The 22,467-nt window shown below is 59.3% G+C and carries 19 protein-coding genes; 10 read left to right on the forward strand and 9 right to left on the reverse strand.

Annotation, left to right across the window (positions count from 1 at the left end; translation table 11 throughout):
- The first annotated feature begins 83 nt into the window (after positions 1-83).
- The 4 genes from fbaA (at position 84) to QBL02_RS02035 (ending at position 5,160) form a co-directional block, all read left to right on the forward strand.
- Positions 84-1,112, forward strand: coding sequence for a class II fructose-bisphosphate aldolase (gene fbaA, locus QBL02_RS02020; protein WP_282724684.1), 1,029 nt, complete (start codon positions 84-86; stop codon positions 1,110-1,112).
- Entirely contained in the window at positions 1,109-2,029 is a 921-nt protein-coding gene (locus tag QBL02_RS02025; RefSeq protein WP_282724685.1) for a DUF6264 family protein, read from the forward strand. Before fbaA ends, QBL02_RS02025 begins: the two co-directional genes overlap by 4 nt.
- Positions 2,030-2,176: 147 nt before the next feature.
- Positions 2,177-3,628 (forward strand): MFS transporter, encoded by a 1,452-nt coding sequence (locus QBL02_RS02030; protein WP_282724686.1) that lies wholly within the window; start codon positions 2,177-2,179, stop codon positions 3,626-3,628.
- Positions 3,625-5,160 (forward strand): aminotransferase class V-fold PLP-dependent enzyme, encoded by a 1,536-nt coding sequence (locus QBL02_RS02035; protein ID WP_282724687.1) that lies wholly within the window; start codon positions 3,625-3,627, stop codon positions 5,158-5,160. Before QBL02_RS02030 ends, QBL02_RS02035 begins: the two co-directional genes overlap by 4 nt.
- A 56-nt stretch (positions 5,161-5,216) precedes the next feature.
- On the opposite strand, the gene QBL02_RS02040 is transcribed toward QBL02_RS02035, so the two are convergent.
- Complete coding sequence (locus tag QBL02_RS02040) at positions 5,217-5,609, reverse strand: VOC family protein (protein ID WP_282724688.1); 393 nt, start codon at positions 5,607-5,609, stop codon at positions 5,217-5,219.
- Between the two features lie 93 nt (positions 5,610-5,702).
- Positions 5,703-6,446: a GTP pyrophosphokinase family protein gene (locus tag QBL02_RS02045; protein WP_349238626.1), complete on the reverse strand. Its 744-nt coding sequence runs from the start codon at positions 6,444-6,446 to the stop codon at positions 5,703-5,705.
- 115 nt (positions 6,447-6,561) lie between these two features.
- Between QBL02_RS02045 and xseA the strand changes: the two genes are divergently transcribed.
- Positions 6,562-7,809, forward strand: a complete 1,248-nt coding sequence (gene xseA, locus QBL02_RS02050) for an exodeoxyribonuclease VII large subunit (protein ID WP_282724689.1) — start codon at positions 6,562-6,564, stop codon at positions 7,807-7,809.
- A gap of 36 nt (positions 7,810-7,845) precedes the next feature.
- Here the strand turns inward: xseA and QBL02_RS02055 are convergent, their stop codons facing one another.
- From QBL02_RS02055 to QBL02_RS02075, 5 genes are all read right to left on the reverse strand, one after another.
- Positions 7,846-8,868: an ABC transporter permease gene (locus QBL02_RS02055; RefSeq protein ID WP_282724690.1), complete on the reverse strand. Its 1,023-nt coding sequence runs from the start codon at positions 8,866-8,868 to the stop codon at positions 7,846-7,848.
- Positions 8,869-8,899: 31 nt separating this feature from the next.
- Positions 8,900-10,372 (reverse strand): sugar ABC transporter ATP-binding protein, encoded by a 1,473-nt coding sequence (locus QBL02_RS02060; RefSeq protein WP_282724691.1) that lies wholly within the window; start codon positions 10,370-10,372, stop codon positions 8,900-8,902.
- 92 nt (positions 10,373-10,464) lie between these two features.
- Positions 10,465-11,442, reverse strand: a complete 978-nt coding sequence (locus tag QBL02_RS02065; protein ID WP_282724692.1) for a sugar ABC transporter substrate-binding protein — start codon at positions 11,440-11,442, stop codon at positions 10,465-10,467.
- A gap of 308 nt (positions 11,443-11,750) precedes the next feature.
- The gene (locus QBL02_RS02070) at positions 11,751-12,797 is read right to left on the reverse strand and encodes a LacI family DNA-binding transcriptional regulator (RefSeq protein ID WP_282724693.1); all 1,047 of its coding nucleotides are present in this window, start codon (positions 12,795-12,797) and stop codon (positions 11,751-11,753) included.
- An 85-nt stretch (positions 12,798-12,882) separates the two neighbouring features.
- On the reverse strand, positions 12,883-14,007 hold the full coding sequence (locus QBL02_RS02075; RefSeq protein WP_282724694.1) for a class II histone deacetylase: 1,125 nt from the start codon (positions 14,005-14,007) through the stop codon (positions 12,883-12,885).
- 172 nt (positions 14,008-14,179) lie between these two features.
- On the opposite strand from QBL02_RS02075, the gene QBL02_RS02080 reads away from it, so the two are divergent.
- The 5 genes from QBL02_RS02080 (at position 14,180) to QBL02_RS02100 (ending at position 19,614) form a co-directional block, all read left to right on the forward strand.
- Positions 14,180-14,467 (forward strand): exodeoxyribonuclease VII small subunit, encoded by a 288-nt coding sequence (locus QBL02_RS02080; protein ID WP_282724695.1) that lies wholly within the window; start codon positions 14,180-14,182, stop codon positions 14,465-14,467.
- Positions 14,468-14,469: 2 nt separating this feature from the next.
- Positions 14,470-15,165: a DUF4245 family protein gene (locus tag QBL02_RS02085; RefSeq protein WP_282724696.1), complete on the forward strand. Its 696-nt coding sequence runs from the start codon at positions 14,470-14,472 to the stop codon at positions 15,163-15,165.
- A gap of 9 nt (positions 15,166-15,174) precedes the next feature.
- A complete protein-coding gene (locus QBL02_RS02090) occupies positions 15,175-15,864 on the forward strand; it encodes a carbonic anhydrase (protein WP_282724697.1) in 690 nt (229 codons plus the stop codon).
- Between the two features lie 42 nt (positions 15,865-15,906).
- Positions 15,907-17,316 carry a class II fumarate hydratase gene (locus QBL02_RS02095; protein WP_282724698.1) on the forward strand — a complete coding sequence of 470 codons (1,410 nt, stop codon included), beginning with the start codon at positions 15,907-15,909 and terminating at the stop codon, positions 17,314-17,316.
- Between the two features lie 282 nt (positions 17,317-17,598).
- A complete protein-coding gene (locus tag QBL02_RS02100; RefSeq protein ID WP_282724699.1) occupies positions 17,599-19,614 on the forward strand; it encodes a hypothetical protein in 2,016 nt (671 codons plus the stop codon).
- Positions 19,615-19,714: 100 nt separating this feature from the next.
- Here QBL02_RS02100 and QBL02_RS02105 read toward each other — a convergent pair whose 3' ends face one another.
- Together QBL02_RS02105 and QBL02_RS02110 are read right to left on the reverse strand one after the other, a co-directional pair.
- Positions 19,715-20,884, reverse strand: a complete 1,170-nt coding sequence (locus QBL02_RS02105; protein ID WP_282724700.1) for an acyl-CoA dehydrogenase family protein — start codon at positions 20,882-20,884, stop codon at positions 19,715-19,717.
- 120 nt (positions 20,885-21,004) lie between these two features.
- Positions 21,005-22,357 carry a PhoH family protein gene (locus QBL02_RS02110; RefSeq protein WP_282725264.1) on the reverse strand — a complete coding sequence of 451 codons (1,353 nt, stop codon included), beginning with the start codon at positions 22,355-22,357 and terminating at the stop codon, positions 21,005-21,007.
- Positions 22,358-22,467 lie beyond the last annotated feature (110 nt).

Raw genomic sequence — 22,467 nt, forward strand, 5'->3', positions numbered from 1 at the left:
TCAGGCCAGGCAGGGGCGAACGGCCTAGACTTGAGCGAAGGATCAGCAAGTCAGCTTGCCCGCCAACCGAGAAAGGCACCCCTATGCCCGTCGCAACTCCGCAACAGTACGCCGCAATGCTCGACGCCGCGAAGAACGGCGGGTTCGCCTTCCCAGCGATCAACGTCTCTAGCTCGCAGACGCTCAATGCAGCGCTGCAGGGCTTTGCCGAGGCAGGTAGTGATGGCATTCTGCAGGTGAGCTTTGGCGGTGCCGACTACTTCGCGGGCCACACCGTGAAGAACCGCGCGGGCGGCGCTATCGCCTTCGCAAAGTACGCCGAAGAGGTCGCGAAGGCCTACGACGTCACGGTTGCGTTGCACACCGATCACTGCCCAAAGGATCACCTGGATTCGTTCGTGCTGCCACTTCTTGAGGCAAGCGAGGCGCGCGTCGCAGAGGGCGGCCTGCCGTACTTCCAGTCGCACATGTGGGACGGTTCGGCTGTGCCGTTGACCGAGAACCTTGAGATCGCCAAGTCCCTGCTGCCTCGTATGGCTGCGGCCGGCATCATTCTTGAGGTCGAGATTGGTGTTGTCGGTGGCGAAGAAGACGGCATCACCCACGAGATCAACGACCAGCTTTACACCACCCTCGAAGACGCGGTCTCGACCGTTGAGGCGCTCGGCCTCGGCGAACAGGGACGCTACCTGACCGCGCTCACCTTCGGCAACGTGCACGGTGTGTACAAGCCAGGTGGCGTGAAGCTTCGCCCAGAACTGCTGAATGAAATTCAGCAGGGTCTTGCCGCGAAATACGGCACCGGTTCGAAGCCGCTTGATCTTGTATTCCACGGTGGATCAGGATCGACTGCGCAAGAAATCGCTGAGGCTGTTTCGCACGGCGTCATCAAGATGAACATCGACACCGATACCCAGTACGCGTTTACTCGCCCGGTCGCCGACTACATGTTCAAGAACTACGACGGCGTGCTCAAGATCGACGGCGAAGTGGGCAACAAGAAGCAGTATGACCCACGCGCCTATGGCAAGGTTGCTGAGACCGCAATGGCCGCACGCATTGTTGAGGCCGCGCAGCAGCTCGGCAGCGCTGGAAAGTCAGTGAGCGCGTGACCGCAGAGCAGGATCCACGCCCTCGCCCCCAGTATGGCGAGTATTCCGATGATGCAGCGGTCACGCCGGCTGCAAACGATTCTACGAATGCGAACGCTTCGGGCGAGCCCGCTGACGCGGCAGTTGACGCTCCAGTAGTACCTACTGCGCAGCAGCCAGTAGTTCCTCCGACTGCCTCAGCTCCCGCAGCCGATGTCGTTCCTGGTGTTCCAGCGGCGGGGCCAATTCCCGGAGTGCCACACAACCTTGGTGTTCGAGGCAATACCGGCGCTGCGCCAGCTGCGATCCCCGGAGTACCGGCAGCACCGAATCCACCGACAACCCCAACTGCACCGGCAGCACCAGCTCAGCCTAGCGACCCCTACCGTGGCCAAGCCCCGGCCGGCCACGTCGTGCAGCCAGCACCCGAGCAACAGCCAGGTCAGGCCGTTCAGCCGGGCCAGCAGCCAGCGATGTTCCAGCCGCAGCCAGGCTCGCCCTACGGCGCAAAAAAGCCTCGCCTGGCAGACCGCATCATCACGGTGCTCCTGCTCGTGGTTGGTGGCTATTTTGCGCTCAGCATGGCGCTCTCGCTTTCGCAACTTGGTCTCGAATTCAGCAAGATTGCCGACGGGCTCGGGCTCGAAAGCTACAGCCCATCGCCTGCGCTCAAAACAACCGGCACGGTTGGTGCGATCCTTGTGCTCGCAATTTATGCACTCGTGCTGATCTTCTCGATTCGGCGCATGCGCAGCGGAAAGCTCACTTTCTGGGCACCACTCGCTGCTGGAGTGCTTGCTTGGATCATCTTCTTTGTGCTGTTCACAGTTGGCCTGAACCAGTCGCCAGAACTCTGGCAAGAGCTCATTCGGATCGCTTCTGATCCGAAGGCTACGCAGGAACTGCTCGACACGCTGAGCACACCAAGCAGCAACTAGCCGCGCACTGAAGCAGAACTCAAGATAGCCCGGGCCCGATTTTCGGCCCGGGCTATCGCCGTTTTCCAGACGTATCTGAGCTGGCAGCAATTGGCCAGTTGATACAAGACGCAACGAGACGATGCTGAAGCACAGTACGCTGAGGGAATGAGTACAGCGACGTATCCAGCCGCAGAGAATCGCCTTTCTCGCGGCACCGTGACCCGCTACGCCATCGGGTCACTCGGCACCGGCGGTTTTGCCACCCTTCCCGGTCTTGTACTGGTGTACTACTTAACCGACACACTCGGCGTTGCAGCAATCATTGCCGGACTTATCGTCACCGGCGCAAAAATCTGGGATGTGCTCATCGACCCGATCATCGGTGGACTGAGCGATCGCGCCTTGGCAAAACGAGGATCGCGGAAGGGGCCGATGCTGCTCGGCGCTATTGGGCTGCCCTTCGCGTTCATTCTTACCTTCGCGGTGCCGAGCGGATTGGCGCCATCGGCAAGCGCCATATGGGTACTGATCGCCTTTGTTGCCGCCGCAACTTTCTTCAGCCTGTTCCAGGTGCCCTATGTAGCGCTCCCTGCCGAGCTCACTGACGGCTACCGCGAGCGCACTCGCCTGCTCACTTGGCGCGTGGTGATGCTCACCGTCGCGATTTTGCTCTTTGGTGCTGGCGGCCCTGAAATTCGTGGCCTGTTTCCCGAGAATGCGCCGCTTGGGTATCTCGTTATGGCGATCGTTGCGGCACTGCTGCTCGGACTTGGCCTCTGGATCGCGTCTTCTGTCGCACCAAAACACGCTCCGCTACCGGCTGATCACCCTCGGGTTACCGCTCCACTATTCTCGGCCAAACACTATCGAGACGGCCTTGCGGTGCTCCGCGAGAGTCAGCCATTTCGCGCCTTGCTCGCAACCTTTATGTTGCAGGCGCTCGCGACAGGTCTGATGCTTGCGGGTGCACAGTTTGTTGCGACCTGGGTGCTGCACGATGAGGGCGCGGTCACCATCCTTTTTGCTTCGCTGATCGCACCGGCGCTGCTCGTGGCCCCACTTTGGCAAAAGGTAGCCGACAGTCTTGGCAAGGAACGTTCGTTCCGGATCGCCAGCATGATCTTTCTTGCGGCCGCTCTGGTACTTACCGCCTCAGTGTGGCTACCTGGTTGGTGGATTGTGGTTCCGGTCGGTGTGGCGGGAGCTGCCTACGCAGGCATGCAAACGTTGCCGATGGCCATGCTGCCAGACGTTATCGCGAACGACACCAGGGCCCGCGCGAAGCAGGAGGGCAACGATGGTTCGAGAGCTGGTGTGTTCGGCGGTGTCTGGACTGCCGGTGAAACCGCAGGTATGGCGCTCGGATCAACTGTTCTCACGATTGGCCTTTCGCTCACCGGCTATGTTGAGTCCGTCGCCGGTGTCACGACCACCCAGCCGGCAGCGGCGGTCACCGCAATCGCGCTCTCATTCAGTTTGCTGCCCGCGATTCTGATGCTGTTGAGTCTGTTCACGCTCGGCAAATACCGTCTTCGCGAGCACGACATCACTGACACTCCACCGAGTGCGCCAGTCGCTCCCACCAATCCAAATACTCCAAGCACAGAGGCAGCATGATGAACCAGGCTCTGACCCACGGCTCCGACTCGGCAACGGTGCTCAGCCGTTTGCAGCAGCTTCGCGCGGGCGACGCGCCAACTCACGGCGGGCGTGTGCTGTCGTACGTCTACGATTCGGGCATTCAGGAGCTCGACCGGCTCGCGAGCGAAGCTGCTGAACTGTGCCGCCCGCTGAACGGTCTCGACCCAACGACTTTTCCTTCGATTGCTGCAATGGAACGCGATCTGGTGGCGTTTATGCGGCGAGCGCTGAACGGCGATACGCAACGCTTCGGCGGCAAAATTGTTGGCAGCGTCACGAGTGGTGGTACCGAGAGTTGCCTGCTCGCGGTGAAAACTGCTCGAGATCTTTGGCGTGAGGATCACCCGGCGCGCGCGAGCGAACTCGCTAGCGCCGGTAGGTATCCAAAACTTGTGGTGCCTGCCACGGTGCACGCGGCTTTCCATAAGGCGGCGAGACTTTTTGATCTTGAGCTGGTGGTTGTGCCGTGCGATCCAGATGGCTCGGTGCGTGCAAGATCTATCATCAAGCGCCTTGATGAAGATGTTGCTCTCGTGGTGGTCTCTGCCCCGGCGTACCCGAGTGGATCGATCGATCCGGTGGCTGCTGTCGCTCAGGCGGCGCTGACCCTCGGCGTCTCTTGCCACGTTGATTCTTGCTTTGGCGGTCTCGCTCTGCCGTGGTGGCCGGGTACCCCGGTATGGGATTTCCGCAATCCTGGGGTCACCAGCATTTCGGCTGATCTGCACAAGTTTGGCTATGCCCCTAAGGGCGTCTCGGTGTTGCTGCACCGCGGCCGGGTGCGTCATCGTAAGCAGTTTTTTGCGCTCACGCAGTGGCCGGGTTACCCGGTGGTGAACCCGACTCTGCTCGGTTCTCGCTCGGCTTCGCCACTCGCCGCGGCTTGGGCGATTGTGAACCGTCTCGGGGCTGCGGGGTTTCAATCGCTCACAGCTTCATGTGCTCGCTCGGCAGCGTCAATCTCTAAGACGGTGCAGAGTGTTCCTGGGCTTCGGGTGTGGGGCAACCCCATCGGCCCCTCTATTGCGATCATTGCCGATGACCGTTTGCCTGAGACGCAGCAGGTTGATCCGCATCTCTTGGTTGATGAAATGGCCAAGCGCGGTATTCGCATTCAGCATCAGCCGGGTGTTGCGCAGTCTGACGGTACTCGGCTGCCGCACAGCGCGCACCTCACGATCACTCCGGTCACCGAGAAACTTCTGCCTGAGCTAGCCACCACTATGCGGGCCGCGGCAGACGCGGTGCGTGGCAGGCCGCGGCCTTCGGTTGGTGTCGCGCTTGCGGCGATGCGTATGCTCGGTTATCACGAGGATCGGGTGCCCAGCCCGTCGGCGGCGTGGAACATTCTGCGGCTCGCTGGGGCAGCGCCGAAGCGCGCTGGATCGGGCGCTGGCGCGCCCTTACCCACCCGGATGGCGCCTCTCATGGCTCTTGTTGAGGCGTTGCCCGCTTCGGTCGGTGAAGCGCTCTTGACGGAGCTGTTGGCGCGCGTAGCGGAAGAGTAGGGTGCTGCTTCGATGCTCGGGCTGGTTTCTGGCTGGGTGATCCAGCGTTGCCGAAACTAGCCTTGGCAGAGGCAGAAAAGGTGACCTACTGGGTCGGCGAACACGACAAAGGTGCCTTCTTCGCTAGGTTGCACCTCGTGTTTTCTTGCGCCGCGTGCGAGCGCGGTGGCCGAGGCTGCCTCAACTGAATCTACGTAGAGGTCGAAGTGCATTTGCTGCGGTACGTCACCGTTTGGCCACTCGGGTGCGCGATAGTGATCAATCTGCTGGCACGAAATTGAGAAGATCTGCGGTGCATCGTCTGGAGGCAGCACGTCGACCCACTCGGGTTCTTGTTCGTCGTAGTCAATCTGCCATCCGAGCAATTCGGCATAAAATTTCGCAAGCGCCAGCGCATCCGGGCAATCGAGCGTAACCACGAATGACTTGACATCAATGTAACCAGTCATGTCTCGCAGTCTACGTCTGCGCTTGGGCTTTGAATAGGTGTCTGTCGGGCAGAACCGTTGGCTTTCGCCGCTGGCTCCCAGCTAGGCGCGGGGTTAGTTTGTGCGGCGAATCGCGGTGTGCAGACTTTCCATTGTGGCGTCGAGTTGTCCGGCTTGTTCGGCGGCGTCGCTGAGCCCTTTGAGTAGATGCTCGGGCACTTCGGTGTCGTATTTGTAGTAGATCTTGTGTTCGAGGCTGGCCCAGAAATCCATCGCGATTGTGCGAATTTGTACTTCGACAATCGTGGGTACCGGTCCGCTTGATAGGAATACTGGCACCTCTAGCAGCAGGTGCAGACTGCGATACCCATTGGGTTTTGGATTCTTGATGTAATCCTTTACCTGGTACACGGTGATATCGCTGTGCGCGGTGAGCAGTTCGAATACTCGATACACGTCTGCGATGAACGAGCAGACGACTCGCACGCCTGCGATGTCGGTGATGGTGCTGCGCACTTGCTCGGTCTCTAGTGGGACGCCTCGCCGCTGCATCTTTTCAATAATGCTGTCGGGATCTTTTAGGCGTGAGGAGACATGCTCGATCGGGTTGTACTCACCTGTCTGGGTGAACTCTTCCTGAAGGATCTTCAGTTTCGTCATGACCTCGTCAATGGCGAACTTGTAGGGCATCAAGAACCGAGTGAGGTTTTCGCGCACTTCGCGGCGGCCCTCAATCAATGCCAGGTCAATGCTCGAAAGATCGATGGGTCCAGTCAGCGGCCTGATGGCCACTGCGCCAGGGGTAGTGACAGCGGGGGAAGGCTCCGAACGGTCACCGTTGATCTCATATTCGGTCACGAGTCTGACGCTACCCGATTCGAGTGGGAGTCGTGTGAGAATATCTCTTTCTTACGCGATCGGCGAACTGGGAGCGCCTGCACAGCAAGTCAGTGCTGCCTCGTAGAATCGCATCATGACTCCTCCCGCAGCAGCAGCTTCGCCAGCAACCAGGGAAACTCCGTGGCCGGTTGGCTTGATGAGCCAAAAGATCAAGGAGTGGATTGATCGTCTTGGCCAGATTTGGGTAGAGGGCGAAATCACGCAGTGGCAAGTTCGCGGTGGTCACGTTTACGGCAAACTGAAAGATCTGCAGCAGGATGCCACCGTGAGTTTCACTGTTTGGCGTTCGGTAGCGCAGAAGCTCAGTGGTGATTTTGCGCAGGGTGATCGTGTGATTGCTCTTGTGAAGCCAGATTTTTGGGTGAAGGGCGGCTCGCTTTCGGTTCAAGTGTTCGACATTTCACATGTCGGACTCGGCGAGTTGTTGCAGCGCCTGGAACAACTGCGACAGCAGTTAAGCGCCGAGGGCCTTTTTGATGCCTCACGCAAACAGGCACTACCGTTTTTGCCTCAGCGCATTGGCCTGGTTACCGGTCGAGATAGCGACGCTGAGAAAGACGTCATTCGTAACGCCACCCTGCGCTGGCCCGGCGTGCAATTTACTGTGCACTACGCAGCGGTGCAGGGTGAACGCGCAGCTGCTGAGGTCACTGCTGGCATCATTGCGCTTGATCAAGACCCTGAAGTCGACGTCATTATTGTCGCCCGCGGTGGCGGTGATTTTCAGCATCTACTGCCGTTCAGTGACGAGCGGGTACTGCGCGCGGCAGCTTCGGCGAGCACTCCTTTGGTGAGCGCTATTGGCCACGAGGCGGATCGCCCGCTGCTTGACGAGGTGGCAGATCTGCGCGCGAGTACTCCCACTGATGCCGCGAAACGGGTTGTACCCGATGTTGGCGAGCAGCTTGCTGGCATCGATCAGGCACGCAGCCGCATGAGCGCCCGCCTCGGCCAGCTGCTTTCGCACGAAACCGACCGTGTCTCCCAGTTGCGTGCCCGGCCGGTGCTTGCGCGGCCTGAGCGGCTTGTTGACGAGCGCGCCGAAGAGCTTGTGCGCTGGATCGCGCGCGGCGCGGAGCTCGCCGATCGTTCGATCGAAGACCGCGCAAGTGCGCTTTCGCACACGCGAGCAAGACTTACCGCACTTTCGCCAAAAGCCACCCTTGAGCGGGGTTATGCCATCGCGCAGCTGGTATCGGCAGACGGCATCCCGGGCACAGTTTTGCTTGATCCTGCTGATGCGCCGGACGGCGCGTTGCTGCGTATCTCGTTGGCGGCTGGAAAGCTCGCTGCCGTGTCGCGAGGCAGCGAGCTTTCCTAGTACGGGCACGTTGCACCGTTTTAGGTGCGCAAGCCTTTATGGCTTGGAGTTTGCGGGCACGGGCGGTGGTTCTTCATCGGCGGCTTTTTTGCCGAGTTTTGCCCACGACCCGCGAATCATTTTCTGAATCGAGCTGTCGAGCGCAACGGCGATGATCAGGGTTGCGCCAACCAGAATGGTTTGCAGGAACGGCGAAGCCTGCAAAAAGACGAGGCCGGCACGCAACACTCGGAAGAACAGCAAACCCGCTACAACGCCGCTGATTCGACCGACGCCACCTTCAAAGGCGACACCGCCGAGCAGCACAACGGTGAGCACCTCAAGTTCGAGGCCAGAACCAATTGTTGGGTTGGCTGATTGCACTTTTGCCGAGAGCAGCATGCCAGCGAATGCAGCGAATGCGCCTGAGGCGACAAAGAGCAGGAAGCGAGAGCGCTTCACGTTGATTCCCATCAGACGTGCGGCACGTTCGTTGCCGCCAATCGCCCGAATCTCCTTACCAAATTTGGTGTGATTCAGCACGTACCAGCCGAGAGCAATCACGGCTGCGAGGGCAATAATTTGAATCGGGACCGGCCCGACTTTGAGCGTGCCGATCGCGCGGAATGCATCTGGCAGGTCTGAACGCGGAATGGTTTTACCGCCAGAAAGCAGCAGCGCAAATCCACCCCATACGCTGAGCGCACCGAGGGTGACCACAAATGAGTTCAAGCGGAGGTACGAAACCAGGAATCCGTTCAGCGCACCGGCGGCCATTCCCGTACCGATCGCGATCACAAAACCGAGCAGTGTTGATCCTGTGCCCGCCATTGCGAGACCACCGGTGATCGCTGCGGCTGAGGCCACTGCGCCGACGGAGAGATCGATGGTGCCGGACATGATGAGAAAGGCTGCCGGGATCGCAATAATGCCGAGCTCCGTTGCTTGCATCAAAATGCTCTGACCGTTTGCGAATGAGAAGAAGTTTGGTCGCAGAATCGAGAAGACTGCGATCAGCACGATTAGCGCGAGAAAAATTCCGTTCTTCGCAGCAAAAATCTTGAGGCGTTCAGCGTTCATGAGTGGTTGTCCTCAGTTGAGTTGTTGGTGCTTATGCGTGTGCGTGCTCAGCGAGTGTGAGCAACGACGCGAGCAGGTCTTCGTTGAATGAGCTTGAGCGCGGCACCTCAAGCATTTGGTCGCCAAGCAGGGTGTATGCGCGGTCGCACATGCTCGCAATTTCATCGGATTCGCTCGACGCGACGATCACAGCCGCACCTGCGTGAGCGGCTTCGCGGGCGGCTTCGACAATGTCGAGTTTTGCGCCTACGTCGACTCCTTGAGTCGGTTGCGCAAGAATCAAGAGTGTCGGAGTGGCCGGGTATAGCCAGCGAGCGAGCAGGTGTTTCTGACGATTCCCGCCCGAGAATTGCGATACGGCTGCGTCTCCCCCTGGACCGCGTATGTCAAGCGATTGCCTGGCCCGCTCGTAAATCTCTGCGCCTGAGTTGGCAGAGACCCACCACCCGCGAGAGCTTCCCTTTCCGTACCAGGGCAGCATCACGTTGTCGATGCCGGTCTCGCCTGCGACCAGCCCCTCGGTATCGCGATCCGGTGGCACAAAAAAGACGCCCCGCCGAATCGCCTGTGACGGTGTCTTAAACCGGGCTGCTGTGCCAGAGAGGGTGTACTCGTGAGCGTGTGCTGATGCGCCGGCAAGTTTTGCGGCGAGTTCGAATTGTTCACCGCCGGCCATGCCGAAGAGTCCGACCACTTCACCAGCACGCGCTCGTACTGGCTGATCGGCGATTTCTGTGCGCAAGATTTCTGCGCCGGCTTCGACGTGGGTGAAATCGAGCGAACGAAGATCTGGCACAAGGGCTTCGGCGAGTTTCGCCGGGGTAAATTCCGTGGCAGCTCCGTCGACGACGAGCTTGCCACCGCGCAGCACCACAATTCGCGTGCAGACCTCAAGAATGTCGGGTAGACGGTGTGAGACGTACAGTACAGACACTCCGCGGGCTGCAAAGTCTTGGATGAGTCGGTGTAGCGACTCGGTCTCTGCTTTGCCGAGTGCCGCGGTTGGCTCGTCGAGCATCAGTACTTTCATCTCGCCGGAGAGCAGGCCACGCGCGAGGTCAACGAGCTGACGCTCACCGAGGCCAAGCGCTTCAACTGGCATGTCGAGTGGCAGGTTTGCGCCAACCATGCTGAGCGCCTCTCGCGCCTTTTCTGCACGTTCGGCTCGGCTGGGAGCTCGTCGTGCGAGAAATAGGTTGTCGAGCACTGTCATGTTGGGTGCGAGTGCCGGCTCTTGGTGAATCACGGTGATGCCGAGGTCGGCAGCTTGGCCTGGTGTCAGTTTTCCGGCGATGTGGGTGCCGTCAACGGTGAAGCTGCCTGCGCTTGCCCCGATCACGCCTGTGGTGACGTTGAAGAGGGTGCTCTTGCCTGCGCCGTTGTGACCAAGCAGACCGACGATTTCGCCGGGTTGCACCTCGAAGCTGATGTCTTCGAGGGCCCGAGTCGCACCGAAGTCAACGGTGACTCCGTCGAAAGCAAGCCTGGTTTCTGCGTGTGCCATGTTGCTCCCTTTCTTCTCGTGTGTGGTTTTGCGGTACGCGAATGGCCGCGGGTGCGCGTGCAATGCTGGCGCACCCGCGGCGCGAGCCGCAGTTACTGGTTTGCGATCAGATACTGTTCTGCGTTTTCGCTGGTGACCTCGGTGGTCGGGATCACGGTGTCTTCCACCTTTTCTCCGTTGGCTGCAGCGACGAGCATTTTGGCATTTGCTTCTGCGATTTGGCGGGTCACTGGAATGAACGCGTAGCGCCAGAATGAGCCGGGTTCTGCGATGATCTTCAGTTCGGCATCGGTCGCGTCGAGGTTCAGCAGCATCACGCTTTCGTCAGTTGGCGAGACACCCGAGTCGACGAGCGCCTGGTATGCGCCGAGCGCTGGATCGTTCGCAATCGCCAGCCAGACCTTCGTCTCTGGGAAGGCGTTCAGCTGGTTCTGTGCAGCGGCATAGCCGTCATCTAGGTTGAGTACCTTGTGCTCGTTGATGTTGAGGTTTAGCCCAGCTTTGTTCAGGGCTTCCATCATGCCTTCGCCACGTAGTCGGCCAAGATCGGTGTCGGGGTAGCCGAGGAACCCAACGTCTACTTTTGTGTTGCCGTAGGTCTTTTTGATCCATTCGGCGGCGCGCTCGCCTGCTTTGTAACCGTCTGCTTTGTGGTCAAGTACGACTGCAGCAGTAACCCCGTCCCAGGTGCTGCCGTAGCCAAGCACTGGAATACCGGCGTCTTGAGCCTGTTGTGTTACCGCAACCATGGCGTCCGATTGTGCGGGGTAGCCCATGATCGCTTTAATGTCTCCGCGCACGATCCATGATTCCCAGTCGGCAACTTGGGTGTTGACATCCCACTTTGGATCGTCGGTAACGAAGTCGTATCCGGCTTCGTTCACCACGTCCTCCATGAACGGCAGCATGTCGTTCCAGATTTGAATGTCCAGCCCAGCGAAGCTCATGGCGACGGCACCCTTTGAGTCTTCAGAACCGCTGCCACCGGCGCCAGTGGCGCATCCGGAAAGAGCGAGTGCTGCGACTGCTGCGAGAGATACTGCGCTGAGCGCACGACGTAGATGTTTCATGTTTCGGCTCCTTTGCTCGAGCAGAAAACGTCACTTCGTTTTCAATCAGATCAGCCATTGATCGTTGATTGAGCGGCCCCGGGCTGCATTAGCGGGAACGTTCCTGCAAATGTGATGTTAGCACGGCAAATGGATTGTGTTGCAAGAACTTTTTGTGAGGTGAGACAAAAAGCCAAGTCACGAGAAAAACTTGCACCCGCGAACCCATCAAAAACCAGACCTTGCTGGCACGAATCGAGCAGGCCTCGTCACGCAGCACATCGCCCGAAAGACGAAGCTACTGACCCCAGTTCCTTGCCGAAGCCAGGCTAAACTTCTGGCAACAAGAGCTGAGGCGCACGCCCCGGCACCAGCAGTGAGATCTCGTGGTTCACCCGGGCTTCAAAGCCGGTGGCGGTAGCGCCGTCCGATCCCCCGTGCGCAACCTCTTCGCTGTCAATAAAATCAGTCAGCATCTTTGCCGCTTTTCGGCCGAACGACTGTGCGTTCAATTCGACCGACATGAGCCGATCGACACCCTGCTCCGTCACCGGATCGGCCGCAAGGGCGGCGACCCAGAGCGAGTGGCCGTAGCGCTGTTGGTACCGCCGCGCGAGCGGGCCAGCTACACCCTGCTGAACCACCAGCAGGCCATCGACATCGGCATGAACTCCCAATTGCTCGACCATCTGATCAAGCTCATCTGCGCTTGGCCAGAAGCTTGTTTGCAACACGAGCGGGTGCACTCCGAGCGACTGCATTTTGGCAAGGTAGATGTCGAGCACTTCTTTTGCCCAGAGCGGAGCAAACTCTTTACTGAGCGTGACAATTGCGGGACGCCGCACGCCTTCTGCCCGCAATTGGTCAAGCACGGGCCCCGTGAACAGATCTTGACCGCCGGAATACTGACCCCGCACGAGCCCGCGTTGCTCTGGCGAGAGCGCACCAACGGCAACAAGCGGCACACCCGCCTTCGCGCTCTCGGCGATAAACGGATCGTTTGGTGCCGGGTCGAGCACCAAAATTCCGTCAGCCCAGAGACTGCGTCTGCGCGGATGCCACCGGTTCTCGGTGAGCACCGTGAGGTCAAGACTTAAATCAGCAGCGTGCTCCATCACACCGAACACAAACTGCATGTAGAAGTTTCGAGCATGACTGTTCGGAAAAAGATGCAGACCAATGCTCTGGGATTTGCTGCCACGAAGTCGCTGAGCGGCCTGGTTTGAAACGTAGCCGAGCCGTTCTGCCGCTTCGGAAACTTGCTCGCGAGTTGCTTCGGAGACACGCCCATTGCCGTGTAGCGCGGAGGACACCGTCGTTTTCGAGATGCCAAGCTCACGCGCGATATCAACAATTGTTACCGGCCTGCCTATCACGCCTCCAGCATAGTGACGTGCAAACGATTCACGCAGGACCACTTCTGCCAGCAGTAAAAGACCACTGGCAGAAGTGATGCGCGAATTAGTCGACGATCATGCCGAGCGCCCTGGCGAGCAAAGCCGACTGTTCGATCGTGTCTTTCTGCGCAGCAGTAAGCTCGTGCGCTGGCGATTCCCCGACCGAAATGTCCACGGGGTCTTCAACGCCCGTTTCAATTCCGGTCAATGCTTCGAGTACGGCCAGGCCACAAAACGGCACATGCACAGGTGAATATCCACCCTCGTGGGAGAACACAATTTTGCCACCGCACACCTCGTCGGCTACCGCAATCAGTTTTTCAGCCATTTGCTTGAAGCCGGCGGCGGTTACGGTCATTCTGCCGAGCGGGTCAAACGCAGATGGGTCGAAACCGCTCGAAACCATAATCAGATCTGGCTTGAACGCTCGTATCGCCGGCAGCGCAACCTCATCGACCACCTCAAGATATGCGCCGTTTCCGCACCCGGCGGGCAATGGCACATTGATGTTTCGACCGGCTCCTGCTTCTTCACCACGCTCAGTGACAAGACCACTATCGGTGGGAAAGAGTCGATCTTGGTGCACCGAGATGGCCAACACATTCGGATCGTTCCAGTAAATCTTTTGCGCACCATTGCCGTGATGTACGTCATAGTCAAAGATCGCGACTCGCTGCACCTTTCCAGCCGCACGCAGTGCCTCAATCGCAACCGGCACATTTGCGAACAGGCAGTAGCCGCGGCCCTGGTCTGGTTCAGCATGGTGCCCTGGCGGGCGCACAAGCGCGTAGGCGTTGTCTACGAGACCGTCCATCACAGCCTCGGCCGCGGCGAGCGTGCCGCCAGCAGCCAACTTTGCGATCTCAAACGAGCCCCGCCCGAATGGCGAAAAGCCATCGCCGGCATCCCCTCCGGCATCATCGGATTGGGTTCGAATGCGATCCACATGCCCTGCGGTGTGCACCCGCAACAGGTCTTCTTCAGACACCTGACGCGCAGGTACGCGAGTCAGGTTGCCAATCATTCCCGAGACCTCGACAAGAGCGGCCATTCGCGCTTTTGATTCTGGGCTCTCGAAGTTTTTAAATGGTTGCACGTATCCACCCGAGGGAAATAGCCCTGCGTGGGTGCCGGTGTCATGCCAGGCATAACGCTCATCCCACACGTATCCGGTACGTCGTTGCTTCATAATCTGCAGCTCCTTTGCTCAAATCAGGGGCGTGGCCGCGCCAATCAGGAGCGAAGAATTGCCCATATTTTGATCGACGCGGGAACGTTCCCGCATATGCGATGTTACCGCACACAACGCGTAGCGCAAGCACATAAGCGTGCTGACAGCCGCGCAAGGTAAGCTTGGTTCCATGTCAGACAACGGCTCGCAGTCGACGAGCGATACGAGCGCGCTCAGTTATGAGCAGGCTCGCGACGAACTCGTTCAGGTAGTGAACCGACTCGAACAGGGTGGCGCCACTCTAGAAGAGTCGCTACAACTTTGGGAACGCGGCGAAGCACTTGCAGCTCGCTGCGAAGAATGGCTGCTTGGCGCCCGAAAGCGACTCGAAGCCGCCCGTGCTGGCGATCCAGCGAGCGAAAACGATACTGCCGACGCCGGTAGCGAAACAAATGGCCCGATCGGAGGCGACCGCTAGACATGGCGGAGAAGCAAAAGCGACCAGTAATCGTCGCAGAACTTGGTCGGCCAGAAACCGCCTCGGAGACTGCATCACGTAAGGCTGAACAGAGCCGCCTGTACAAGCAGCGCAAAACCGTGAACAACCTCGTCTTCTCACTGCTTGTCAGCGTCGCGCTGATGGTGGTTATCGTGCTGATCGTGCCGCGCGGCACCGATCAGTGGAGCGATCACCAAGTGAACGTTGCCGAGGCAGCCCAGCAGAACGAAGCGAACGCCGCTCGGCCACTCGTGACGCCGAATGTGCCAGAGTCTTGGAAAGCCAAGCAAGCAATGATTCGTACCGAAAAAGGTACCGACATTCTTTACTGGTACATCAGCTACACCACCGAAAACAACGCGTTCGCTGCAGTCACCCAGGCCTTCACCAAGGGTGGCGACAACGTGAACGACACGTGGATCGGCCAGCAGCTCGAGGCGCAGCAGCCCACCGGCACCGAGAACATTGGCGGGCTTGAGTGGACCGTCTACGACCATCCGAAACGTAGCGCCGATGAGAGCAATATGATTTTCGGCCTACAGACCCAGGTCGGCAACAACACCCTGCTGGTGTATGGCACCGACCGGCCAGAAGTGCTGCGCACCCTCGCAGCCGATATCGCCACCCAAGCGAAGACGCTCGGGCTCGATGCTGGCATCGAATCTGACAACCAGTAAGGAAGCCGCATGAGCACTGCGCAACGAGTAAGCCCTCAAGAAGCCTGGGAAACCTTTATCGCCGGAAACGAGCGATTCATCACGGGCATTTCAGAGCACCCGAATCAGAACGTTGAGCGACGATCTGAACTCGTAAATTCGCAGTCTCCAGATGTTGCACTTTTCGGCTGTTCCGACTCACGCCTCGCGGCAGAGATTATCTTTGACTGTGGTCTTGGCGATCTGTTCATTGCCCGCAACATGGGGCATGTAGTTGCCGAGTCGATCACCGCCTCAATGGAATACGCCGTGCACTATCTCGGTTCAGCCCTGATTGTGGTACTCGCGCACGACTCCTGCGGCGCAGTCGCTGCCGCGATTGAGCAGTCAAACCGCACCCCGTCGTCGGTCACTGACTCGGTAGCGAACACGCTCGCGCCAGTGCTGCCTTCGGTGCAGCAATACTGGCTGCGTGAGCGCCGCGAAACACCTTACGTTGATGCGTCTTCGGTTGATGCCGATGCCATTGGCCGAATTCACCTGCGCGCCACCGTTGACCAGCTGCTGCGCTCATCGCAGACGCTGCGCGACGCTGTCGACCGGGGTGATGTTGCAGTTGTCGGTTGCCAGTACAGCTTGGTTGAAGGTCGAGCAGTGCCCTACATCTCAGTGGGCAAGCTCGAAATCAACTTGGCTGAATCAGACAGTGCAGCCGCCTAACCAGTTCCTTCCACATACGTCTCAGAAATCTACAAACAAAGGATGACAGTGACTGAAATCGAGTACCGCATTGAGCATGACACCATGGGTGAAGTGCGCGTGCCAAAGAATGCTCTCTACGCAGCTCAGACGCAGCGTGCGGTAGAGAACTTCCCGATCTCGGGCTCGGGTCTTGAGCCCGCTCAGATCGTGGCACTTGCTCGCATCAAGCGCGCCGCGGCAATCGCGAACAAGGAGCTCGGCATCCTTGACGGCGCGATTGCAGACGCAATCGTTGCTGCAGCTGATGAGGTTATCGCCGGTGCACACCACGACCAGTTCCCGGTAGACACCTACCAGACCGGTTCGGGCACCTCCTCGAACATGAACACCAACGAAGTGCTCGCAACTCTCGCGACCAAGCACCTCGGTGCACCAGTGCACCCGAACGATCACGTGAACGCTTCACAGTCTTCGAACGACGTGTTCCCAACCTCGGTTCACATCGCTGTTACCGGCGCGCTCATCGAGCAGCTGAAGCCAGCGCTTGCACACCTCGCGACCGCGCTCGAAGAGAAGGCTGAACTGTGGAAGACCGCAGTAAAGTCGGGCCGCACCCACCTCATGGATGCCACCCCGGTCACCCTCGGCCAGGAGTTCGGCGGATTCGCTGCACAGATCCGCTACGGCATCGAGCGTATTGACGCGGCACTCCCCCGCGTTGCAGAGGTGCCACAGGGCGGCACCGCTGTCGGCACCGGCATCAACACTCCACTCGGTTTCCCCGAGAAGGTCATTGCTGAGATCGCTGCTTCGAGTGGCCTGCCCATCACCGAGGCACGCAATCACTTCGAGGCTCAGGCAAACCGCGACGGCCTGGTTGAGGCATCGGGCGCACTGCGCACCATTGCTGTCTCGCTGACGAAGATCAACAACGACATCCGCTGGATGGGCTCGGGTCCAAACACCGGTCTTGCCGAGCTGCACATTCCTGATCTGCAGCCAGGCTCGTCGATCATGCCAGGCAAGGTGAACCCTGTGGTTCCCGAGGCTGTGCTGATGGTTTGCGCACGTGTCATCGGAAACGACGCAACCATTGCATGGGCTGGCGCTTCGGGTTCGTTCGAGCTCAACGTGCAGATCCCAGTTATGGGCACCGCCCTGCTCGAGTCGATCCGCCTGCTCTCGAACGCTTCGATCGTGCTCGCAGACAAGACCATCGCAGGCCTTGAGGCAAACCTTGAGCGTGCAGCGGCTCTCGCAGGTATGAGCCCATCAACGGTCACCCCGCTGAACCGTCTGATCGGCTACGAAGCTGCAGCGAAGATCGCAAAGCACTCGGTTGCCAAGGGCATTACCGTGCGCGAGGCAGTTGTCGATCTCGGCTATGTCGAGCGTGGCGAGGTTACCGAAGCTGACCTCGACAAGGCACTCGATCTGCTGTCGATGACCCACCCAGGCGTCGCCAAGTAGGTTATTTCAGACAAAGGGGCCCGTTCACTGCGCTAGGCGTAGTGAACGGGCCCCTTTCTGCGTCTACTCGGCACACTACGTCAACCAATATTTCCCTGCCGTGGCCCATCTGAGTATCTAGCCAGACCTACCTATTTCTCACCTCTCGACCACTCCAATTACCACCCTCCCCCATGTTTTGAGGAGACCACGAACCATACTGATCCCTTACACAACCGGTCCGTGTCCACGATCAACGCACCGGCGAATCAAGCATTATGTGAACTGTTTCTTGGGGGAACCGTGGCCGTCTCATCAACTCAACCCTCCGCACCGCGAAAACGGCAACACCGCTGGATCGCGGCACTCGTTGCCCTCGGCCTCACCGCTACCGGCGTGGTCGCGTACACCGCCGCTGCGAACGCCGCAACCGAGCTCACCACCTACGTTTCAAGCGCAGCAGGCGCAACATCGCAGGTCAACGCCACCGTACTCACCTCAAGCTCAACCACTTTGGCGGCGGGCTACTATGTCTGCAACTCAACCCTGACGATCAATTCACAAGTGACAATTGCAGACGGCGCTCCTGTCTCGATCATTCTCGGCGATAGCTGCAGCCTCACCATCAACTCCGCTGTAAATGTGGGCGGTACTGGCATCAAGGTGCCCTCGAGTAGCTCTCTCGTTTTTTATTCGCAGATGAACAACACCGGGAAAGCAACAGTCACTAGTGCTCAGGGGCCTGCCATCGGAAGTGCCAATCAGCCCAATGGCCCGATCACTTTTAATGGCGGCCATGTGGGAGCATTCGCAAGCTCAACCATAGCGTCTATTGCTTATCCAGGTATCGGTACTAGTGGCACAAGCGCACTGCCAGTCCCAGGCACGATCCTCATTCGATGGAATGCGAGCGTCTATGCAAAAGGCTCAGATGGGACTGCCGGTTCCGCCGCGGGGCCGGGCATAGGCACAGCCGCCGCCAACATTGCGCAAAATAGCACGGCTCTTGGCACAATCTCTGTGGGCACCACAGGCGCAGTGATGGCAGTAGCGGGTGCAGCTGGCAGCTTTGCTGCTTCTCCCAACATCGGCAGAGGCTCTTGGAACGGGGGCAGCTACAATCCAACGATCAACACGTACACCATCAATCGCGCCTATACCGGACCTGGCAGGTTGAACATGAGGTACTGGGATGGTAATCAATCCCCTCTCAACTCATCGTTCCCTTATGTCGCTGCTGGCAGCAATGTGACTTTCGTTGCGATCCCAGACAGCGGAGCGAAACTCCGTGCAGTAGACACCGGACTCACGTTCGTTTCGACCGATGGCGTCTCCTCGACCTACCGGCTACCCGTCACCGGAGCAGCCACGAAGGGCGCATACTTCTGGTACTCCACTACCCCGACCGTCACGACCACCCCGGCAGGCAGTCAAACCTACCCAGGCAACGTGACCATCAACGGGTCCATCACCCAAGACTCCACCAGCGCCCTGATTGCGAGCAACGGGCAAGCACAACTCTGGATCAACGGCGCCCTCGCGCAAACCCAGAACGTCACTGCAGGGAAAGTTGCTTTCACCCACGCGTCGCCACCCGTCGGCAACTACAGCTACCAAATCAAATACCTAGGCACCACCTCCTCCCCCTACCTCGCGTCTTCTGAATCGGTGCCACTCACCGGGTTCGAAGTGCTAGGTACCCCACAAAACTCGCTCAGCTTCACCGGTCTCGACAGCACAAACTACACCTACGGTGACGCCCCCGCACCGGTCACCGTGACCGGCGGGTCAGGCACCGGCGTGTTTGATCTGATCTCGTCAGACCCTGCCGTCGCATCGTTTGGCCCGATCACCGCTGGGGCAGGCACCCTCACCATCAACCAGGCAGGCACCTTCACCGTCACCGGCACAAGAGCGGGCGACACAAACTATGCCGAAGCGACCCTCACCAGCCCGCCAATCACCGTCACAGCAGCCACCCCGGTAGCGACCCTCACCCGCACCGGTGGTGATACCGTCACCACGCCAATTGATGCCACGATGACCGTGAACGCACGCGGCACCGGCAGCACCCCGCAAGGGTACGTGCAGTTCAGTTTGAACAACAAAAAACTGGGCGACCCGCTCCCACTCGTAGACAACGGCGACGGCACCGCAAGTGTCTCCCTCACCGGGATCCCACTCGCGAGCGCCCAGTCACAATCAGTCGAAGCGGTCTATCTCGGCCAGACAGGCAAATACACGACCGTCACAAAAACTAGTTCCTGGTACCTCGGCGCAGACGGATTCTGCCTCGCAGAAACACCACCAACACCATAGGCAGCAGTATCAAGTCCCTGCGAACCGGCACAGAACACACGAAAAGGGCCCGCGTTCATCTTTAAACAGTTCGATGAACGCGGGCCCTCTCGCAGGCCCGCTACCCCGCAAGTGCCCCACGTACGGTTCGCGCAAGCGCCCGCGACGACGAGGGGTGGAACATTCCGGCAAGTACGTCGCGGTACATCCGCGCCAACTCGCTATCAGCCTGAAAACCGCGCGCACCAAGCAAACGCATGGCCACATCAACGGCCTGCCGCGCTTCATCGGTAATCTGATTGCGCGCCGCAGCAAGAGCCAAGAACCAGTCTTCACGCGCGCGCTGATCATCAATATCTCGGGCGAGGATCGTTAAGGCGTCAATGCTCTGTCGGTGTGCCAACACGGCGGCAGTAAGCTTCGCGGCAACATCCGGGTCATCAAGTTTGCTCGTAACGCTGCCGTCGGCAAGCTCTACCTCGGCGGTCGCCGCCTTCGTCGCCAATTCAAGCGCGCGATCCGCGATCCCGGCATAGACGGCAGCTGTCAAGATCGAGAACGAAGAGAAAATACCAAGCACCAGCGGATCACTGCCATCAAAGGGAGCGATCCGAGCGGCCACATCATCCGCTTCGATTCGCACGCCGTCAAGCTTTGTCGTGTAACTCTGCGTTGCACGCATTCCGAGCGGGTTCCAGACACCCGGATGACTAATTGTGCCAGCGGCAAGATTGGTATTGTTGGCGCCCTCGCGTCGCACAAACCCAAACACCAAAGTGCCATCGTCGGTAGTTTTGGCATGTACCCCAAGCCTCGTCCAGACTGGCGAGAGAGTGGTAAAGATCTTCGTGCCAGTGATAGAGAAAGCTCCGCCAGGCTGCGGCTCCGCCCTACTGAAAGCATCCATCAGCACGGCCTCGTTACCGGCCTCACTAATTCCGAACGCAAACACCTCACCAGCCACGGCATCACGTAACACCCAGTCAAGCGTCCCGACGCCGCGCGCTCTCAAAAACGCAGCAACCTGAACCCAAACCAAGTGCATGTTCACACCCAGCGCGGTAGCGGGCGCGTGCGCGGCGAGGCGTCGCTGGGCCGCGACAAGTTGCTCAAGTTTCAGGCCGGCACCGCCCAACTCGACAGGAACGGGGCCTGCCAGATAGCCGACCTCCTTCAACTCATTGAGGTCTTCGGCGAAGAATGAGTTGGCGGCGTCGTAAGCCCCCGCTCGCTCACGAAATCGCTCAAGCAGGTCAACCGGGAGCAGGGCATCGATCTTTGCATCAGCCATGCCACCAGCATACGACTCTGGACTCTGAGGAAGCCGACCGGGGTGAGCGATCTGCCTTCGGTGAGACAATTCTTCAGAATTTCCCTCACCGAAGGCAGATCGCTCACTTGCAGGCGGACCCTAGCCCTCTAAGAGGCTCGTCACCAGATCGGCAATCTCACTGCGCTCACTTCGCATGAGGGTGACGTGGCCAAAGAGCGGGTGACCCTTCAGCTTTTCGATCACCGCGGCAACCCCGTCATGCCGACCGACCCGCAGGTTGTCGCGCTGCGCCACATCGTGCGTAAGCACTACCTTCGAGTTCTGCCCGATTCGGCTGAGCATCGTGAGCAGCACATTGCGCTCAAGTGACTGTGCCTCGTCGACAATCACATACGCGTCGTGCAGCGAACGGCCACGAATATGCGTCAGAGGCAATACTTCAACCAGTCCCCGCGCTTCTACTTCTTCAAGCACATTCGGCGAAACAATCGAACCAAGAGTGTCAAAGACTGCCTGCCCCCAAGGGTTCATTTTCTCTTGCTGGTCTCCCGGCAAGTAGCCAAGCTCCTGCCCGCCTACCGCGTAGAGCGGACGAAACACCATTACCTTGCGATGCTGCTGGCGTTCAAGCACAGCTTCAAGCCCCGCCGCGAGCGCGAGCGCCGATTTGCCGGTGCCTGCTCTGCCACCGAGCGAAACAATACCGATATGCGGGTCGAGCAGCAGGTCAATTGCCAGGCGCTGTTCAGCGCTGCGCCCATGCACCCCAAACACTTCGCGGTCGCCTCGCACCAGCCGCAACGAGCGCTCACCATCAACTCGGCCAAGCGCCGATCCTCGTGGCGAATTCAAAATCAGCCCGGTACCAAGAGGAACTTCAGCAACTGCCGAAACAGATTCGATTCGATCGTCATCCCAAAGCGCAGCCATCTGCTCTTCGCTGATCTCGATCTCTTCTACGCCGGTGTAGCTGCCATCGCCGGCAAGTTCTGCCCGATATTCCTCTGCGCCAAGGCCAAGGGCTGCGGCTTTCACTCGCATCGGCAGGTCTTTAGAGACGACCGTGACCGAAAGCCCCTCAGCAGCAAGGTTCTGGGCGACTGCCAGAATGCGGGTGTCGTTATCTCCGAGCCGCATGCCACTTGGCAAAAGTTCAGGGTTTGAGTGGTTCAGCTCGACCCGAAGGGTGCCGCCCTGCTCACCAACGGGCACCGGAAAATCGAGGCGTAGGTGTCGCTCGCGCAACTCATCGAGTAGCCGCAGCGCTCGCCGAGCGAAATAACCGATCTCGGGGTCGTGCCGTTTCTTCTCGAGCTCAGTGATGACCACCACGGGCAATACCACCGAGTGCTCAGCGAACCGGAACAGTGCCCCCGGGTCGCTCAATAGCACCGAAGTGTCGAGCACATAGGTACGCTCCTGCTGAGGTAGCGCCTCGTGTGTGCCGCCGAGATTGGCGGTTTCGCGATCCTCGCCGCGATCGGAACTCATCCCGACCGATGAGTGCTTGGTGTCTGACACGGTGACTCCTTTTACCGGTGCCCCGACCCCAATTTGAGCCGAGGCGGCTACGGCAAGAGACCCTGTCTCGAGCGGGTCTC

It is taken from the genome of Leucobacter sp. UT-8R-CII-1-4 (assembly GCF_030010235.1).
Classification (GTDB): Bacteria; Actinomycetota; Actinomycetes; order Actinomycetales; family Microbacteriaceae; genus Leucobacter.

What these genes read in the sequence shown, in the direction of transcription:
- QBL02_RS02040 (WP_282724688.1), bottom strand. Translation starts at nt 5,609, where the DNA reads ATGACTGGTTACATTGATGTCAAGTCATTCGTGGTTACGCTCGATTGC.
- QBL02_RS02105 (WP_282724700.1), bottom strand. Translation starts at nt 20,884, where the DNA reads ATGGCTGATGCAAAGATCGATGCCCTGCTCCCGGTTGACCTGCTTGAG.
- QBL02_RS02090 (WP_282724697.1), top strand. Translation starts at nt 15,175, where the DNA reads ATGAGCACTGCGCAACGAGTAAGCCCTCAAGAAGCCTGGGAAACCTTT.
- QBL02_RS02080 (WP_282724695.1), top strand. Translation starts at nt 14,180, where the DNA reads ATGTCAGACAACGGCTCGCAGTCGACGAGCGATACGAGCGCGCTCAGT.
- QBL02_RS02060 (WP_282724691.1), bottom strand. Translation starts at nt 10,372, where the DNA reads ATGGCACACGCAGAAACCAGGCTTGCTTTCGACGGAGTCACCGTTGAC.
- QBL02_RS02055 (WP_282724690.1), bottom strand. Translation starts at nt 8,868, where the DNA reads ATGAACGCTGAACGCCTCAAGATTTTTGCTGCGAAGAACGGAATTTTT.
- QBL02_RS02065 (WP_282724692.1), bottom strand. Translation starts at nt 11,442, where the DNA reads ATGAAACATCTACGTCGTGCGCTCAGCGCAGTATCTCTCGCAGCAGTC.
- QBL02_RS02035 (WP_282724687.1), top strand. Translation starts at nt 3,625, where the DNA reads ATGATGAACCAGGCTCTGACCCACGGCTCCGACTCGGCAACGGTGCTC.
- QBL02_RS02095 (WP_282724698.1), top strand. Translation starts at nt 15,907, where the DNA reads ATGACAGTGACTGAAATCGAGTACCGCATTGAGCATGACACCATGGGT.
- QBL02_RS02075 (WP_282724694.1), bottom strand. Translation starts at nt 14,007, where the DNA reads ATGAAGCAACGACGTACCGGATACGTGTGGGATGAGCGTTATGCCTGG.
- QBL02_RS02085 (WP_282724696.1), top strand. Translation starts at nt 14,470, where the DNA reads ATGGCGGAGAAGCAAAAGCGACCAGTAATCGTCGCAGAACTTGGTCGG.
- QBL02_RS02110 (WP_282725264.1), bottom strand. Translation starts at nt 22,357, where the DNA reads ATGAGTTCCGATCGCGGCGAGGATCGCGAAACCGCCAATCTCGGCGGC.
- fbaA (WP_282724684.1), top strand. Translation starts at nt 84, where the DNA reads ATGCCCGTCGCAACTCCGCAACAGTACGCCGCAATGCTCGACGCCGCG.
- xseA (WP_282724689.1), top strand. Translation starts at nt 6,562, where the DNA reads ATGACTCCTCCCGCAGCAGCAGCTTCGCCAGCAACCAGGGAAACTCCG.
- QBL02_RS02030 (WP_282724686.1), top strand. Translation starts at nt 2,177, where the DNA reads ATGAGTACAGCGACGTATCCAGCCGCAGAGAATCGCCTTTCTCGCGGC.